Source organism: Staphylococcus sp. CWZ226 (genome assembly GCF_018986355.1).
Classification (GTDB): domain Bacteria; phylum Bacillota; class Bacilli; order Staphylococcales; family Staphylococcaceae; genus Staphylococcus; species Staphylococcus simulans.
This window is the reverse complement of record NZ_JAHMSB010000001.1, coordinates 297,181-312,624: the sequence shown is the minus strand read 5'-3', so window position 1 is coordinate 312,624 and position 15,444 is coordinate 297,181. Positions and strand designations below refer to the sequence as shown.

Here is a 15,444-nt window from a genome sequence, read left to right as displayed (position 1 = left end):
GCAATGAATCAATGGGATCGATTTTTAGCACCTTATAGACAAGCAGTTGAAGAACTTAAAGTAAAATTAAGAGGTTTGCGTAAAATTTATGATTTAGAAGCCGATGCGTCGCCAATCGAATTTGTAACCGGACGTGTGAAGCCGTTAACAAGTATTATTGAAAAAGCGACTGAGCGCGATATATCATTTGATCATCTGCATGAAGAAATGTATGATATCGCTGGTTTACGTATTATGTGCCAGTTTGTGGATGATATACCCGTTGTCGTTAATCTGCTTAGACAACGCAGAGACTTTAAAGTTGTTGAAGAAAGAGATTATATCAACAATACAAAAGAAAGCGGCTACCGTTCATATCATGTGATTATTCAGTATCCGATTGAAACGTTGGATGGGCAACGTTCGATATTAGCTGAAATTCAAATCAGAACGCTAGCGATGAATTTTTGGGCGACTATTGAGCATACTTTACGTTATAAATACGATGGAGACTATCCTCCTGAAATTCAAAAACGCTTAGAAAATGCGGCAGAAGCTGCCTTTTCACTAGATGAAGAGATGTCTGAGATCAAAGACGAAATACAAGAAGCACAACGTTACTATTCTAAAAAACGTGCGAAAAAACATAATCAAGAGTGAGGTGCTTTATGCGTTATTATATTGTGTCTAAAGGGGACCACAAATCAAACAGCATCAAAGAAAATATGGAAGCACAAATGGAAGCGAGCAATATGATTAAAGATGCCGACGAACCTGAAATTGTTATTTCTGTCGGCGGGGATGGAACTTTATTAGAAGCCTTCCATCAATATTGTCATCGTGTGAATGAAACTGCATTTGTCGGTGTACATACAGGGCATTTAGGATTTTATGCAGATTGGCTGCCGCATGAAGTAGATAAATTAATAGAAGAAATTGCAGATGGAGATTACGAAGTCATTCAGTATCCTTTAATCGATATTATTGTGAACTACAACGATGACAAAGAACCTTCACATCATATCGCACTGAATGAAGCAACGATGAAAACTGAAGATAATACAACACTTGTAGCAGATGTTAATTTACGTGGACAACACTTTGAAAGATTTAGAGGAGACGGTTTATGTATTTCCACTCCTTCAGGATCAACTGCCTACAACAAAGCACTTGGCGGTGCTTTGATTCATCCTTCGTTGCGCGCAATTCAATTGACTGAAATTGCATCCATCAATAACCGTGTGTTCCGTACAGTCGGTTCACCGATTGTTATGCCAGAACATCATTATTGTCTGATTACACCAGTCGATCAACGCGTGATTATGACATCTATCGACCACGTTACAACGAAACATCACAATGTAGAAAGTATTGAATATCGTGTAGCTAAACAGCGTGTACGATTTGCACGTTTCAGACCATTTCCATTCTGGAAACGCGTCCACGATTCATTTATTTCTGACGGCAGAGACGAATGAAATTTCACTATGACATTGAAACACCGGTTTTATTAAAGACTTTTTTACAAGAACAATTTTATTCAAAGAAAATGATAAGTGCCATTAAACAAAATGGCGCTTTACTTGTAAATAAGCAACCTGTAACTGTGCGAAAACAAATGACAGAAGGCGATACGTTAGAAGTTGTGCTGCCTGAAGAGAGACCAAGTCAGAATTTAATCTATTATCATGCACCGTTAGATGTTTTATATGAAGATGATTATTATTTAGCCGTTTCAAAACCTGCACATCAAAATTGTGCGCCGTCTAGAGAACATCCGCATGAAAGTTTGATTGAACAAGTTTTGGCATATTTAAACCCAGATAGTAGTCAAACGGTTATCGTGCCGCATATTGTGACACGACTAGACCGTAATACACAGGGCATCGTATTGTTTTCTAAACATGGACATTTTCATCACAGAATGTCTGACGTAAAAATGGAGAAAATATATCAATGCATTTGTTTTGGATTATTATCTGGAGAAGGCGATATTATTGCGCCAATCGCACGAAAATCTGACAGTATTATTGAACGTCAGGTCAATGAAACAGGCAAGTATGCGAAAACCAGTTACCAAACCCTTTCAGCGTGTAACCGTTTTACATTAAGTCGCGTGCAGCTGCATACTGGACGAACTCATCAAATTCGTGTGCATTTTCAATATATAGACCATCCACTTGTCGGAGACAGTTTATACGGCGGCACACACCCATCCATACAAGGACAAGCGCTTGTATGTACGGATTTAAAGTTTATCCACCCTGTGACACATAAATCGGTAGTTTTAAAGGATAGCGTAAGGCAAAAAGCACTTGAGGACCTTTTTCAACAGCTTTGTAGAGAGAGTTAAGAAGTAAGGAGGAGGCCAAATTGGCAAAAGAAGATGATAAATTTGTAGATGAGCCAGAAGTCTATAACAAAGATTTATTAGATCAGCTCTTAATAGATAATGATATTGATGCATTTAGAGAAGAATTCTTATCCATGCATACGTATGAACAAAGTGAATTCTTCGAAGACAGTGATGATGAAATCAGACAGAAAATGTATCATCTCTTATCACCGAAAGAAGTCGCGAGTTTCTTCGACCAACTCGAGTTAGATGATGACGAGTACGATGAACTCTTTGAACAAATGAAAGCAAGTTATGCGGCGCGTATTTTAGAAGACATGTCTTATGACAACGCCGTAGATATTATGAGTCATTTGACTAAAAGTAAAGTCGCTACTTTATTAGCGTTAATGGATCAGCAAGATGCGAAAGAAATCAAAGCCTTGCTGCATTATGAAGAAGATACTGCCGGCGGTATCATGACGACGGAGTATATTTCTTTAAAGACAACTACACCTGTTAAAGAAGCATTGATGCTGGTTAAAGAACAAGCACCTGATGCTGAGACGATTTACGTTATCTTTGCAGTAGATGATGATAAACATCTCGTAGGTGTCTTATCTCTGCGTGATTTGATTGTCGCAGAAAACGATGCTTATATTGAAGATATTATGAGTAATCGTGTGGTCAGTGTCAACGTGGCAGATGACCAAGAAGATGTTGCGCAAAGAATGCGTGACTATGACTTTATCGCAATGCCGGTTGTAGATTATCAAGACCATTTACTGGGTATAATCACAATCGATGATATCGTCGATGTTATCGATGAAGAGGCATTAGAAGACTACTCTGGTTTAGCCGGTGTCTCTGATATTGATTCAACAGACGATTCAATTTTTAAAACAGCTAAAAAACGTCTGCCTTGGTTGCTCATTTTGACGTTTTTAGGTATGATAACTGCAACTATATTAGGGTCATTCGAGGAAACATTAGAAAAAGTCGCATTACTTGCGGCCTTTATTCCCATTATCAGCGGGATGTCAGGTAACTCAGGGACACAGTCCCTAGCGGTGTCTGTACGTAATATCACGACTGGCGAGATTGAAAATCAAAGCAAGTTCAAAGTGACGCTTAAAGAAGCGGGCTCTGGCTTTGTCTCTGGTTTAGTCTGTGCAACCGTACTCTTTACCATTATTGTAATTTTATATGGTACACCGTTATTAGCACTGATTGTAGGTGGCAGTTTAACGATTGCGATGACAGTCGGTACAATGATGGGTTCAATCATTCCATTGATAATGACGAAACTGAAAATCGACCCTGCTGTAGCTAGTGGTCCATTTATCACAACAATCAACGATATTATCAGTATGTTAATTTACTTCGGATTAGCTACATCATTTATGTCATATCTCACATAAGGAGGGACACATGGAATTTGTATCACTCGTCATTGTTGTCATGGCTGCGTTTTTAACGCCGATTATTGTCAACAGACTTAATATCAATTTTCTACCTGTCGTTGTGGCGGAAATTTTAATGGGATTAATCATCGGACAATCCGGTTTCCATTTAGTTGAACGCGACAACATCTTGAATATTTTATCAACACTAGGTTTTATTTTCTTAATGTTTTTAAGCGGTTTGGAAATTGATTTCAATGCGTTCAAAAGCGATAAAAATGAGCCTGAAAAAGCTAAAAATAAAAACAAGAAGAAAGCACCGGGTCATTTACAATTATCATTATTTGTATTCTCGCTGATTATGATTGTTTCAATCATTTTAGCGTATGCATTTAAATGGTTTGGCTTGATTGATGATGTCTTATTAATGGTCATCATCATTTCTACAATTTCATTAGGTGTGGTAGTACCAACACTTAAAGAAATGAATATCATGCGCACAACCATCGGACAGTTTATCTTGTTAACGGCTGTATTAGCTGACTTAGTTACGATGATTTTATTAACTGTATATGGTGCAATTAACGCTAAAGGCGGCGGCACATTATGGTTGATTTCGATTTTAATTGTCTTTACCATTATTTTCTATTTCCTTGGCGGGATTTTCAAAAAAGCACAATTCCTTCAAAAATTGATGGATGGGACAACACAAATCGGTATTCGTGCAGTCTTTGCGTTGATCATCTTATTAGTGGCATTAGCAGAAGGTGTAGGTGCTGAGAATATCTTAGGTGCCTTCTTAGCAGGTGTAATTGTATCACTGCTTGGTCCTGACGAAGATATGGTAGAAAAACTGGACTCATTTGGTTATGGTTTCTTTATCCCGATCTTCTTCATTATGGTCGGTGTGGATTTAAATATCCCTTCACTGATTAAAGAACCATCAATTTTAATCATTATTCCAGTGCTGATCATCGCATTCTTAGTATCTAAGATTATTCCTGTATATGCGATAAGACCTTGGTTTGATCAAAAAACCACATTGTCTTCTGCCTTTTTACTGACATCTACGTTATCGTTAGTAATCGCAGCAGCTAAAATCGCTGAACAACTTCATACGATTACACCAGAAATCTCTGGGATCTTAATCCTGAGTGCTGTCATTACGTGTGTATTTGTTCCAATTGTCTTTAAAAAGACATTCCCAATGCCGACAGAAGCGACACGTCGTATTAACGTCAGTCTGATTGGTAAGAACCAATTAACGATTCCGATAGCGCAGAACTTGATGTCTGATTTATACGCGATTACGTTATATTATCGTAAAGATTTAAGTGATAAGCGTAATTTATCAAATGATATTACTACTGTTGAAATTGCAGATTATGATGAAGCGATACTTGAAAAGCTTGGACTCTTTGATAGTGATATTATAGTGTGTTCAACCAACGAAGATGAATTAAACTATAAAGTCGCACAAATGGCTAAAGAACACGGAGTAAACCGTGTCATCTGCCGCTTTGAAGAGGGCGGAGAAACTGAAGCTGAATTACGTCAATCAGGTGTTGAAATCTTCAGTAGTTTCTTAAGTAATAAGATTTTGCTAACAGGTTTAATTGAAACACCGAACATGTTGAACTTATTAAGCAACGTTGAAACATCATTATATGAAATTAAAATGCTTAACTATAAATTCGACAACATTCAATTACGTAACTTCCCATTCGACGGCGATATTATCTTCGTACGTATTGTACGTGATAATGAATCGATTGTACCGCATGGTGATACGATGTTACGTTACGGTGACCGCTTGATTGTGACAGGTTCGAAAGAATATGTAGATGAATTGAAACGTGATTTAGAATATTATTCACTCGGTTCAATTTAAACTTAAAACGAAAGTCTAATGAGATGTTAGGCTTTCGTTTTTTATTTCTACGATGCATACCATAGATAATGGTTGAAACAAGTCTATTAGAACAAAAAATGTTATAATACTAATAATCAAAATTTGAATCATTAATTGAGTAAAAGGAGCGTTTTCATGTTTAGTTTAGAAGGAAAAACATACGTTATTATGGGAATTGCGAATAAACGCAGTATTGCTTTTGGGGTAGCCCAAGCTTTAGATGAATTAGGAGCAAAACTAGTCTTTACATACCGTAAAGAACGTAGTAAGAAAGAATTAGATAAACTTGTTGATCAATTAAATCAAAAAGAGCATCTTACGTACCAAATTGATGTTCAAAGTGATGATGAAGTAATCGATGGATTCAAAAAAATCGGTGAAGATGTAGGCCAAATTGATGGTGTCTTCCATTCTATCGCATTTGCGAATGTTGAAGACTTACGCGGTCGTTTCTCAGAAACTTCAAGAGAAGGATTCTTACTTGCACAAGACATCAGTTCTTATTCATTAACAATCGTTTCAAGAGAAGCGAAAAAATTAATGCCTGAAGGCGGCAGCATTGTTACTACAACTTACTTAGGCGGAGAATACGCAGTACCTAACTACAACGTAATGGGTGTTGCGAAAGCCAGCTTAGAAGCAAACGTGCGTTATTTAGCATTAGACTTAGGTCAAGACAATATCCGTGTTAATGCTGTTTCTGCAGGTCCAATTCGTACATTAAGTGCGAAAGGTGTTGGCGGTTTCAACACAATCTTAAAAGAAGTTGAAGAACGTGCACCATTAAAACGTAATGTTGATAAAGAAGAAGTCGGCAAAACAGCTGCTTTCTTATTAAGTGATTTATCAAGCGGTGTAACAGGCGAAAACATCCATGTTGACGCTGGTTTCCACGTAATTAAATAATCATACTCAGTATAGCCCACTATGATAGTCCAAGACTAAAATAGTGGGCTATTTTTTTAATTCGGCTATTCAATTCTTTAAATGAAGTGTATGATAGTTACGGGAATAAAATCAAAAGTGGGTGGACAAGGATGACAGAAAAGATTCATCAACAAGATAAGTCGTATTCAAATAAAATTCTAGCTTCTTCAATGCTTGGATTCGGCCTAGAGAATATGGACATTATGTTTTTAGCCTTTGCGCTATCAAGTATTATTAATGAGTTCCATATCAGTTCTGCAGAAGCCGGTTTAATCGCTTCGATTACGAACTTCGGTATGTTGTTCGGAGGTATTATTTTTGGCGTGCTTGCAGACAAGTATGGTCGTATTCGTATCTTTACATACACGATATTTATTTTTGCGATAGCAACCGCATTACTTTCAGTCTCTTCTAATATTTATATGGTCTATATTTTAAGATTCATTGCCGGTATGGGCGGCGGTGGAGAATTCGGTATCGGGATGGCGTTAGTGGCTGAAGTGTTTAAGAAACAACGTCTAGGCCGTGTTTCTTCAGTAGTCGCAATCGGAGGTCAAATCGGCGCATTGATTGCTGCGCTGTTAGCTGCCGCAATTTTACCGCATCTCGGTTGGCGCGCGCTCTTTTTAATCGGTGTGGTACCTGTGATTTTAGCATTCTACATTCGTCGTAATTTAGATGAAACAGAATCATGGAAACAAGCAAAAGCAAATCGTACGTTAGAAAAGAAAAATCAATCGCCAATCGGTTTATTATTTAACACGAAACATATGGCACATACGACAATCGCATTAACGATTATGTCGAGTGTACAAGTTGCTGGGTATTTTGGTCTAATGAACTGGCTACCGTCTATTCTTCAAAAACAACATGGCTTAAGTGTTTCTAACTCATCACTTTGGACCATCAGTACGATTGTTGGTATGAGTTTAGGTATGTTTGCGTTCGGACAAATATTAGATCGCTTCGGTGCCAAACTTTCTTATACGATTTTCCTTATCGCATCAGCTGCATCTGTCTTTATTTATGTCTTTGCGCAAAGTGCAGTCGCATTACTGATCGGTGGGGCCTTTGTCGGCTTCTTCGTTAACGGTATGTTCGCAGGCTATGGAGCAGTTATCAGTAGTTACTATCCAACACATATTCGTAGTACAGCGAATAATGTCGTCTTCAATATTGGACGTGCATTAGGTGGCTTATCACCGATTGCGATAGGGTATTTAATGGATCATTACGGTATGAGTACAACAATGATTTTCCTTGCCTGTCTTTATATGATTTCACTCGTGATGATGTTATCGCTTAGAAATATGCCGTTGAAAGGCAGAAAAGCGATGCGCGCGAATCAAGCATAACCTAAAAGTAAATAAGTCTTATCAATGTAAAAAGCGTTCAACTTCATTTTAGAGAGTTGAACGCTTTTATAATACTCGTTAATCTTTAACTTCACTTTGTGCTTTCCGCATAATATCTTGACGGTAAACAAAGATATTACGGACGACTGTTTTAATCACTGCGTATAATGGAACCGCAACTAAAATTAAAACAAATCCGCCTAGGTTACCAGCCGCTAAGATAACAATGATAATCGTAAGCGGGTGAATGTTAAGTGATTTACCCATAACATTCGGTGTAATGACATTACCTTCTAATTGTTGGGCAACGAGTGTTACCACACAAACCCAAATAAATGCCGTCGGACTTTGAATAATTCCGATGATTGCGGCAGGTAAGAAGGACATCCATGGTCCTAAGAATGGAATCATGTTTGCGACACCAGCGAATAACACAAGTAAAAGTGTATATTCTAAACCGATAATTGTATAACCGATGTAAAGAATAATTCCTAAAATCACACTCACTGTGACTTGGCCTTGAATGTATGATTGTAATGTATAGTTCACATCTTTTAATAAGTTAGTTACAAATACTTTGCGGTCACCATTGAATAATTTAGCCACTGAAGGTATGAACTTCTCGTGGTCTTTCAACATGTAAATTAAGAAGAATGGCACCATAATCAGTAAGAATAGTGTAGAGATAATTTGAGAGACAATCGCAATCGAATTAGATAGGATATTTGTCACATTATCTCCGAATGATTTGACAACTTTATTAATGCGATCTGTTACATCATTAGGAAGTTTATCCATTTGGTCTAGTGTATATTGTATGATTCCTTGAACTTCTTTTTGAAGTTGCGGTGCTTGTTTAATCAACCCGTTAATTTGGTTAGCGATGAGTGGCGCAACGACTGTAATTGCAGTTGCAGTTAAGCCGATTAAAATCACAAAGATAATCGAAATACTGCCCCAACGCGGAACTTTGCGTTTTTCTAAAAACTTTTGAAGCGGTAAAAAGACATAAAATAAAAAGCCGCTTAAGATAAATGGTAAAATGACTGATTGAATAATGATAATCAGCGGTTTAAAGATAACATGTACTTCCATAATCAATCTGATTAATAGAAATAATATCAATAACATGATTCCCGTTCGGAACCACACCTTATTTAGCATTGATGATGTCCTCCTAAAGAAATAGACTTATAAACCATTATAGACTAAATTAAGTTATTGAAAAAGTCATATTTCTGTAGAAATGTAGATTATTTCCTGAGAAAATTTATGATTATTTCTATGAAATACAAAAGAGGAAACGGTATACGCTTCCTCTTTTTAATCTATTTCAATTGTTTATGTCTATCTCATTTTAAACTTCTTCCAAGTTATTTTGTGGTGGGAGCTTTTTATTTTTAGCACCTTTTTCTTTGGCAACTGCTTCATCTTCATTGAAATGTGCATCCTTTAAACGTTTCGGATAGTCTTCAAGCCAGAATGTCGCAGTTGGCAATTTGTTTGGATCTGGTTTGTAAATCGCGAAGTTACCAGAACCTTTTTGTTTCATTTGGAACTCGTAATCTTTTAAAGCGTCAACCGCAGGACGATGGAGTATCCAAATCGCAATAATATTAAGCCATGCCATCATACCTACACCTAAGTCACCCATACTCCAAGCAACATCAGCTGTTTTAATTGAACCATAGAAAGCTGCGAAAATTAACGCAAAACGTGCAACTGTGAACCAAATTTTTGTCGTAAAGACTGAACTGTTTCTTGTCATATACGCAATATTTGTCTCTGCGATGTAGTAGTATGCGAGTATTGTTGTGAAAGCGAAGAAGAATAATGCAATCGCAATAAAGTATGAACCGAAACCAGAGAAAGCAGGATCAAAGTGATAGCTGCCGCCTTGTAAGGCTTTATCGATACCTGCTTGTGCGTACATTGCTGTACCTGAGTAATCTTTCGTACCGTCAGCGTTTTGAACATAGATACCATTATCTTTGATTAATTCCGGAATACCACCTGGCTTTAAATCGCCGTTTGTTGTATTATATGTGCCTGAAATTAAGATGATTAATGCTGTTGCTGTACATACGAATAATGTATCGACATATACTGAGAATGATTGAACTAAACCTTGTTTGGCTGGGTGAGAGACTTCAGCCGCAGAAGCGGCGTGTGGTCCTGTCCCTTGTCCAGCTTCGTTTGAATACAAACCACGTTTTACACCGATTTCAATCATGGCACCGAAGATACCACCAAACGCTGCTTGCATACCGAATGCTGATTTAAAGATTAATCCAAATAAAGCAGGTACGGCTTGGATATTGATGATAATAATAAAGATTGCCATTAAAATATAAAGAATAGCCATGAATGGTACGACTGCTGTCGCAACATTAGCGATCCATTTAACACCGCCGAAAATAATCAGACCTAAAATGACCGCAATTGTAACTGCAACAATCCAGTTTGGAATTTGGAACGCGTTGTTCATTGAACTTGCGATTGCGTTAGATTGTACCCCAGGTAATAATAAGCCTACTGAGATAACCGTTACAATCGCAAAGACTAAACCGTAAATTTTACCTAGACGTCCTTTAATCCCATATTCAATGTAGTAGGCGGGACCGCCTCGATATTCACCTTTTTCTTCACGTTTGAAGATTTGACCTAATGTTGATTCGATAAATGCACTGCTGGCACCTAAAAATGCGGTTACCCACATCCAAAAGACTGCACCCGGACCCCCAATAAAGATAGCTGTAGAAACGCCGACGATATTCCCCGTACCGACACGTCCAGCTAAAGAGAGTGCAATCGCTTGGAAACTTGAGATTCCAGTCGGTGATTTTTCACCGTGGAACATTAAACGAATCATCTCTTTAAAATGCCTGACTTGAAAGAATTTCATCATCAAAGAAAATAAAATCCCCGTAATCAATAGACCATAAACAAGCGGTTTACTCCACACGATTTCATTAAACCAAGCTACAAAACTTTCTAGCATAATGATTTCCCCCTTAATAAAGCGAAAAAGAAAACGCTTACATTTTACCCCTAAAAAAATAAGCGCATTATGTTCCGCTACTGTATGTGTTTCGACATGCATCAGTGACATTGATTTTTTTCAATTATACTTTGAATAAAAGTTCCGTGCAACACTTTTAATGAAAATAAACATTAAACTTTACAAATAAATACTTATAGGATTAATCGGAATGGCACAATAAAGCTAGTTAATATCTAGCTTATTACCCAATGCGCATAAAAATTGTTAAACTAGAGTTAAATTTAACAATAAGGAGAGAGTATTGTGAGTGAACTAGAACCAGGTGTTGTGACTCAAACACAATTTCATAGTGATATTTTAGAACGTGATATTACGTTATCTATCTACTTACCCAAAAATTATTCACCATTATTTAAATATAAATTAGTGTTCTGTTTTGATGGTTTAGACTTCTTTCGTTTCGGACAAATTCACCGCGTCTATGAACGCTTAAGAGAAGATGAACAAGTAGAACGTGCCATTTTCATTGGTTTCCATTATGAAACCGTGGATAAGCGAAGAGAAGAATTTTCACCCAATGGCAGCCGTGCACCTTTAACTGTCAAAGCAATGGGACAAGAGTTGTTACCGTATATCGATAAAACATTTCCGACATTTAAAGTGGCGAATGGACGTGTGTTGTTAGGTGACAGTTTAGCAGGCTCAATCGCGTTAATGACGGCACTTTCATATCCGCGCTTATTTAATCAAGTCGGTATGTTCAGTCCGATGTTTAATGAAGTCGTCGATTTACTCGCAAATCGTTGTCAGTTTATTGATCAGTTAGATATATGGCAAGCGGTTGGTAAAGAAGAAATTGACTTTGCGTTGCCGACTACTGGTGAACGTGCGGATTTCTTAACACCAAATCGTGAATTAAAAGACTTGTTAGAGAAGTTTAATGTTACACATTATTATGAAGAATTTGATGGGGGACATCGTTGGAAGTACTGGAGAAAGCTAATGGAACCCTTACTTTTATACTTTTTAGCGGAGTAAACCATTCAGTAAATTCTGTAAAGTCACAGTTTTTGGTAACGATTTCATAGAATGTTTGCTATAATGGCCATATAGTTCAATCTAAGGAGGAATTCAAATGATTTTAGGGTTAGCATTAATTCCATCAAAAACATTCCGTGAAAAAATTGATGCATATCGTAAACGTTATGATGAACGCTATGCGCAAATCCCACCTCATATTACAATCAAAGATTCATTTGAGGTTGAAGATAATGATTTTGACAGCGTGAAAGAAGATATTCAATCACGTATCGAAGGCATTGCGCCACTTCACATTCATGCAACGAAAGCATCAAATTTCGCACCTGTAAATAATGTGATTTATTTTAAAGTTGAAAAAACACCTGAATTAGAAGAATTAGATAATCGCTTCAATAATGGTGATTTTTACGGCCAACCAGAACATTCATTTGTTCCGCATTTTACAATTGCTCAAGGTTTAACAAGCCAAGAATTCGAAGATATCTTTGGACAAGTTAAACTGGCTGGTATTGATTACGAAGAAACAATTAGTGAGTTGACATTATTGAAATATAATAATGAAGCTGACAAATGGGAAACAATCGACACATTCAGTTTCAAATAAGCTATGAAGTGTATGAAAGATCTCACAGCATTTCAGTGATAAAAAGTACGAGGCTGAGACATTGTGATATTGAGGGCTCGATAGTGTAGATGTTACTATCTATTTTCAATGTCTTAACCTCTTACTTTTAAATACATATACAAAAAGGCAGCCGATTCTATGTCTGAATCGGCTGCCTTTTTATGACAACTTACATTATTTTGTTGGTTGTTGTTTTTGAATACGCAGGAAATAAATCCCATAGAAAATGGCTAAGAAGACAAAGACGCCTCCTGAGAAGTAGAACGTCATATTCAAGTTATTCGTAAATTGATAAAGCATTCCACCGATAAGTGGACCAATCATAGCACCGACGCCTTGGATGCTGTTAAAGACACCCCAAGTTTCTTCTTGTTCATCTTGCTTAATGAACTTAGCCATGAACGTATTCCAAGCTGGTAATAAAAAGCCATACATTAAACCAATAAACAGTGCGACACCCCACACAAGGTAGATCTGTGTAATGAGTGAAAGACTAAATATGGCAAGTGTATATAATACAAAGCCTGTAAAAATCGCACTGAACATAAATTTATTACCATGATGATCGATGATTTTTGATAAGAATAGCATGGATATAGCGCAACCGACACCACCAATAATCAAAGCTGCCGTATATTCAACCATACTAACTTTTACCACTTTTGTTGCGTAAGTCGGTAAAATCGGTACAAGTGCACTGATTGAAGCACCTTGTAAGATAATACCTGGAAATAGGACACCATTTGAATGTGCCACACGTTTAATTTGCGCAAGTTGTTCTTTTAAACGACGTGTTTTGTAGTTAGTGAGACGGATCTTAACAAAGTAATAAAGTATCCAAGCTACTAACACAACGAGTGCCATTAAGAATGTAAAGTGTGTTGGATGCACTTTAACAATTAGCAGCATGCCAATCATACCTGCTAATAAACCAAATAGCCATGCGAAATAAACATGGCCCATTTGTTTACCACGAGATTCATCACGTACACTAGATAGCATAATGACCCAAATTGGGCTTGAAGCGACACCTAGTAAGATGGAACTCATAATTAAAATAATGGCATTATAAGGGAACCAAATCACTAAAAACAAACTGCCGAAAGCCAGTAAAAAGCCGAGTGTCAATACTGGTTTCGCACCGAATCGTTTTAATAAGAAGCCGACAACAAAGTTTGTTGCGGCATCAGAAATATAATGAATGGAAACTGCAGCTGAGGTTACACCGACAGCTACTGAAGAAACAGTAGGTAAGAACGGAAGGTAACCTAAGACAAACATGCCTCGTGCGAATTCCATAAAGAACAATATAAACAACATAATTATGAAATTACGTTTATAGTTTGCGTTGTATTTACTTGAGGAAGAGCTTTGCATATAATGGTACCTTTCCATAAATTTCTTCTGTTTGTGAAGATTCATCTAAGAGATGAAGTAAGTCTCGGCATAATTTATAGGTAGGGTATTTGACTTTTAAGTCTTGCATACGAGCAACCATTGTATCTAGTTCTTTTTCATCTTGTGTTAAATCTGTAATTAAAGCAATTGCTTCTTCTGTTGTGTCTGCCACTTTACCCATGCCTTTAGACTCAAAGTAAAGTGCATTTTCTAACTCTTGACCTGGCGCTGGATCTAAGAAAATCATCGGCACTTTACGTGCAAGCGCTTCTGATATCGTAATACCGCCAGGCTTAGTAATCATAAGGTTAGAGGCTGCCATCCATTCGTTCATATGATGTGTATAACCTAAAATCAACACATTATGATTGCCTTTAAATTGATGCTTTAAATTACGTTTTAATTCTTTATTGCGTCCGCATACCATTACAACTTGTGTCTCTGGCGTACGTTCTAAAATATCGGCAATCATTGATTCAAAGCCTTTAGATACACCAAATGCACCCGCAGACATTAAAATAGTAGGACGGTTAGGATCTAAGCGATTTTGACGCATCCAAGCGTCTTTATCAATGTCTTCTTCAAATTGTGATGAAATTGGAATACCTGTAACTTTTATAATATCTTGTGGTACGCCGATATCTTTAAATTCTTGTTTTAAGTCTTCTGTAGCGACATAGTAACGTGAAGAGTGGGGCGTTACCCAGTTTTTATGTAAGCGATAATCTGTCATTACCGTCGCAATCGGGATATTCATATTAAATTGTTCTGTTAAAACAGACATGACCGGCGTTGGGAATGTCAGTAAAATCAAATCAGGTTTTTCTTTAATCAACAAATTAATCAATTTGTTTAAACCGTAGTATTTGTAAAAACATTTATCAATGTCTTTTGGGCGGCTATAGTAAAAACGTTTGTATGAATTTCTGAAATATTTAAAACTATTGATATAATACTTTTTGCAAATGGATGTTAAGATGGGATGTGCTTCTAAAAATAAATCATGTTCAATCACAGATAAGTGTTTAAGATTCATTTCATTTAATTGATTCACAACGCTGTTCGTCACTTGCAAATGGCCGTTCCCGAAAGAACCTGTAATTATCAATATCTTCTTATTTTGAGTAACCATGAAACCAGCCACCCTCCAGTTAGTAGATTTAATGTTGTCTATGTGAAGCTAATATATAGAATATATTGCTTTGTCTACAGTGTAACGTATGTTGCAGCCAGATTAAATAATATTGACGCTAACATCACTGAATTATAACACTTATTCACAGAGTATAAAAATATTTTCATACTTTCTTAACATTTGGTTCAATGAAAAAGAGATTCGTGATTTGTAAATTGTGCTTCTCTTATATAGGAAGTATTTGAATTTAATATGTAATTGACAGCGTAATCGATATATTAATAACGTAGAAAAATGTACAATAGAAAATGAACTCACGCATCTAGATTT

The 15,444-nt window shown here is 36.8% G+C and carries 13 protein-coding genes; 9 read left to right on the top strand and 4 right to left on the bottom strand.

The window, feature by feature from the left end; all coding sequences use genetic code 11:
* Nucleotides 1-3: 3 nt before the first annotated feature.
* The 7 genes from yjbM (at nucleotide 4) to KRR19_RS01490 (ending at nucleotide 7,911) form a co-directional block, all read left to right on the top strand.
* Nucleotides 4-639 carry a GTP diphosphokinase gene (gene yjbM, locus KRR19_RS01520; RefSeq protein WP_002480404.1) on the top strand — a complete coding sequence of 212 codons (636 nt, stop codon included), beginning with the start codon at nucleotides 4-6 and terminating at the stop codon, nucleotides 637-639.
* Nucleotides 640-647: 8 nt separating this feature from the next.
* Nucleotides 648-1,457 (top strand): NAD kinase, encoded by an 810-nt coding sequence (locus tag KRR19_RS01515; protein WP_057510806.1) that lies wholly within the window; start codon nucleotides 648-650, stop codon nucleotides 1,455-1,457.
* On the top strand, nucleotides 1,454-2,332 hold the full coding sequence (locus KRR19_RS01510) for an RluA family pseudouridine synthase (protein ID WP_023015811.1): 879 nt from the start codon (nucleotides 1,454-1,456) through the stop codon (nucleotides 2,330-2,332). Before KRR19_RS01515 ends, KRR19_RS01510 begins: the two co-directional genes overlap by 4 nt.
* A gap of 20 nt (nucleotides 2,333-2,352) precedes the next feature.
* A complete protein-coding gene (gene mgtE, locus KRR19_RS01505; protein WP_216733405.1) occupies nucleotides 2,353-3,735 on the top strand; it encodes a magnesium transporter in 1,383 nt (460 codons plus the stop codon).
* A 10-nt stretch (nucleotides 3,736-3,745) separates the two neighbouring features.
* Complete coding sequence (locus KRR19_RS01500) at nucleotides 3,746-5,608, top strand: monovalent cation:proton antiporter family protein (protein ID WP_002480408.1); 1,863 nt, start codon at nucleotides 3,746-3,748, stop codon at nucleotides 5,606-5,608.
* 156 nt (nucleotides 5,609-5,764) lie between these two features.
* Nucleotides 5,765-6,535 (top strand): enoyl-ACP reductase FabI, encoded by a 771-nt coding sequence (fabI, locus tag KRR19_RS01495; RefSeq protein WP_002480409.1) that lies wholly within the window; start codon nucleotides 5,765-5,767, stop codon nucleotides 6,533-6,535.
* A 131-nt stretch (nucleotides 6,536-6,666) separates the two neighbouring features.
* On the top strand, nucleotides 6,667-7,911 hold the full coding sequence (locus tag KRR19_RS01490; RefSeq protein WP_060803853.1) for an MFS transporter: 1,245 nt from the start codon (nucleotides 6,667-6,669) through the stop codon (nucleotides 7,909-7,911).
* A gap of 78 nt (nucleotides 7,912-7,989) precedes the next feature.
* On the opposite strand, the gene cozEa is transcribed toward KRR19_RS01490, so the two are convergent.
* Complete coding sequence (gene cozEa, locus KRR19_RS01485; RefSeq protein ID WP_002480411.1) at nucleotides 7,990-9,075, bottom strand: lipoteichoic acid biosynthesis protein CozEa; 1,086 nt, start codon at nucleotides 9,073-9,075, stop codon at nucleotides 7,990-7,992.
* Between the two features lie 193 nt (nucleotides 9,076-9,268).
* A complete protein-coding gene (locus tag KRR19_RS01480; protein ID WP_216733404.1) occupies nucleotides 9,269-10,912 on the bottom strand; it encodes an alanine/glycine:cation symporter family protein in 1,644 nt (547 codons plus the stop codon).
* A 306-nt stretch (nucleotides 10,913-11,218) separates the two neighbouring features.
* Between KRR19_RS01480 and KRR19_RS01475 the strand changes: the two genes are divergently transcribed.
* On the top strand, nucleotides 11,219-11,953 hold the full coding sequence (locus KRR19_RS01475) for an esterase family protein (RefSeq protein WP_002480413.1): 735 nt from the start codon (nucleotides 11,219-11,221) through the stop codon (nucleotides 11,951-11,953).
* A gap of 97 nt (nucleotides 11,954-12,050) precedes the next feature.
* A complete protein-coding gene (locus tag KRR19_RS01470) occupies nucleotides 12,051-12,560 on the top strand; it encodes a YjcG family protein (protein WP_002480414.1) in 510 nt (169 codons plus the stop codon).
* Nucleotides 12,561-12,755: 195 nt separating this feature from the next.
* On the opposite strand, the gene ltaA is transcribed toward KRR19_RS01470, so the two are convergent.
* Together ltaA and KRR19_RS01460 are read right to left on the bottom strand one after the other, a co-directional pair.
* A complete protein-coding gene (gene ltaA, locus KRR19_RS01465; RefSeq protein WP_002480415.1) occupies nucleotides 12,756-13,958 on the bottom strand; it encodes a lipoteichoic acid biosynthesis MFS flippase LtaA in 1,203 nt (400 codons plus the stop codon).
* Nucleotides 13,936-15,111: a diglucosyl diacylglycerol synthase gene (locus tag KRR19_RS01460; RefSeq protein ID WP_057510810.1), complete on the bottom strand. Its 1,176-nt coding sequence runs from the start codon at nucleotides 15,109-15,111 to the stop codon at nucleotides 13,936-13,938. Before KRR19_RS01460 ends, ltaA begins: the two co-directional genes overlap by 23 nt.
* Nucleotides 15,112-15,444: the final 333 nt, after the last annotated feature.

Excerpts from the sequence above, each read along its gene's own strand:
- yjbM (WP_002480404.1), top strand. The coding sequence starts at position 4 with ATGAATCAATGGGATCGATTTTTAGCACCTTATAGACAAGCAGTTGAA.
- KRR19_RS01515 (WP_057510806.1), top strand. The coding sequence starts at position 648 with ATGCGTTATTATATTGTGTCTAAAGGGGACCACAAATCAAACAGCATC.
- KRR19_RS01510 (WP_023015811.1), top strand. The coding sequence starts at position 1,454 with ATGAAATTTCACTATGACATTGAAACACCGGTTTTATTAAAGACTTTT.
- KRR19_RS01500 (WP_002480408.1), top strand. The coding sequence starts at position 3,746 with ATGGAATTTGTATCACTCGTCATTGTTGTCATGGCTGCGTTTTTAACG.
- fabI (WP_002480409.1), top strand. The coding sequence starts at position 5,765 with ATGTTTAGTTTAGAAGGAAAAACATACGTTATTATGGGAATTGCGAAT.
- KRR19_RS01490 (WP_060803853.1), top strand. The coding sequence starts at position 6,667 with ATGACAGAAAAGATTCATCAACAAGATAAGTCGTATTCAAATAAAATT.
- cozEa (WP_002480411.1), bottom strand. The coding sequence starts at position 9,075 with ATGCTAAATAAGGTGTGGTTCCGAACGGGAATCATGTTATTGATATTA.
- KRR19_RS01480 (WP_216733404.1), bottom strand. The coding sequence starts at position 10,912 with ATGCTAGAAAGTTTTGTAGCTTGGTTTAATGAAATCGTGTGGAGTAAA.
- KRR19_RS01470 (WP_002480414.1), top strand. The coding sequence starts at position 12,051 with ATGATTTTAGGGTTAGCATTAATTCCATCAAAAACATTCCGTGAAAAA.
- ltaA (WP_002480415.1), bottom strand. The coding sequence starts at position 13,958 with ATGCAAAGCTCTTCCTCAAGTAAATACAACGCAAACTATAAACGTAAT.
- KRR19_RS01460 (WP_057510810.1), bottom strand. The coding sequence starts at position 15,111 with ATGGTTACTCAAAATAAGAAGATATTGATAATTACAGGTTCTTTCGGG.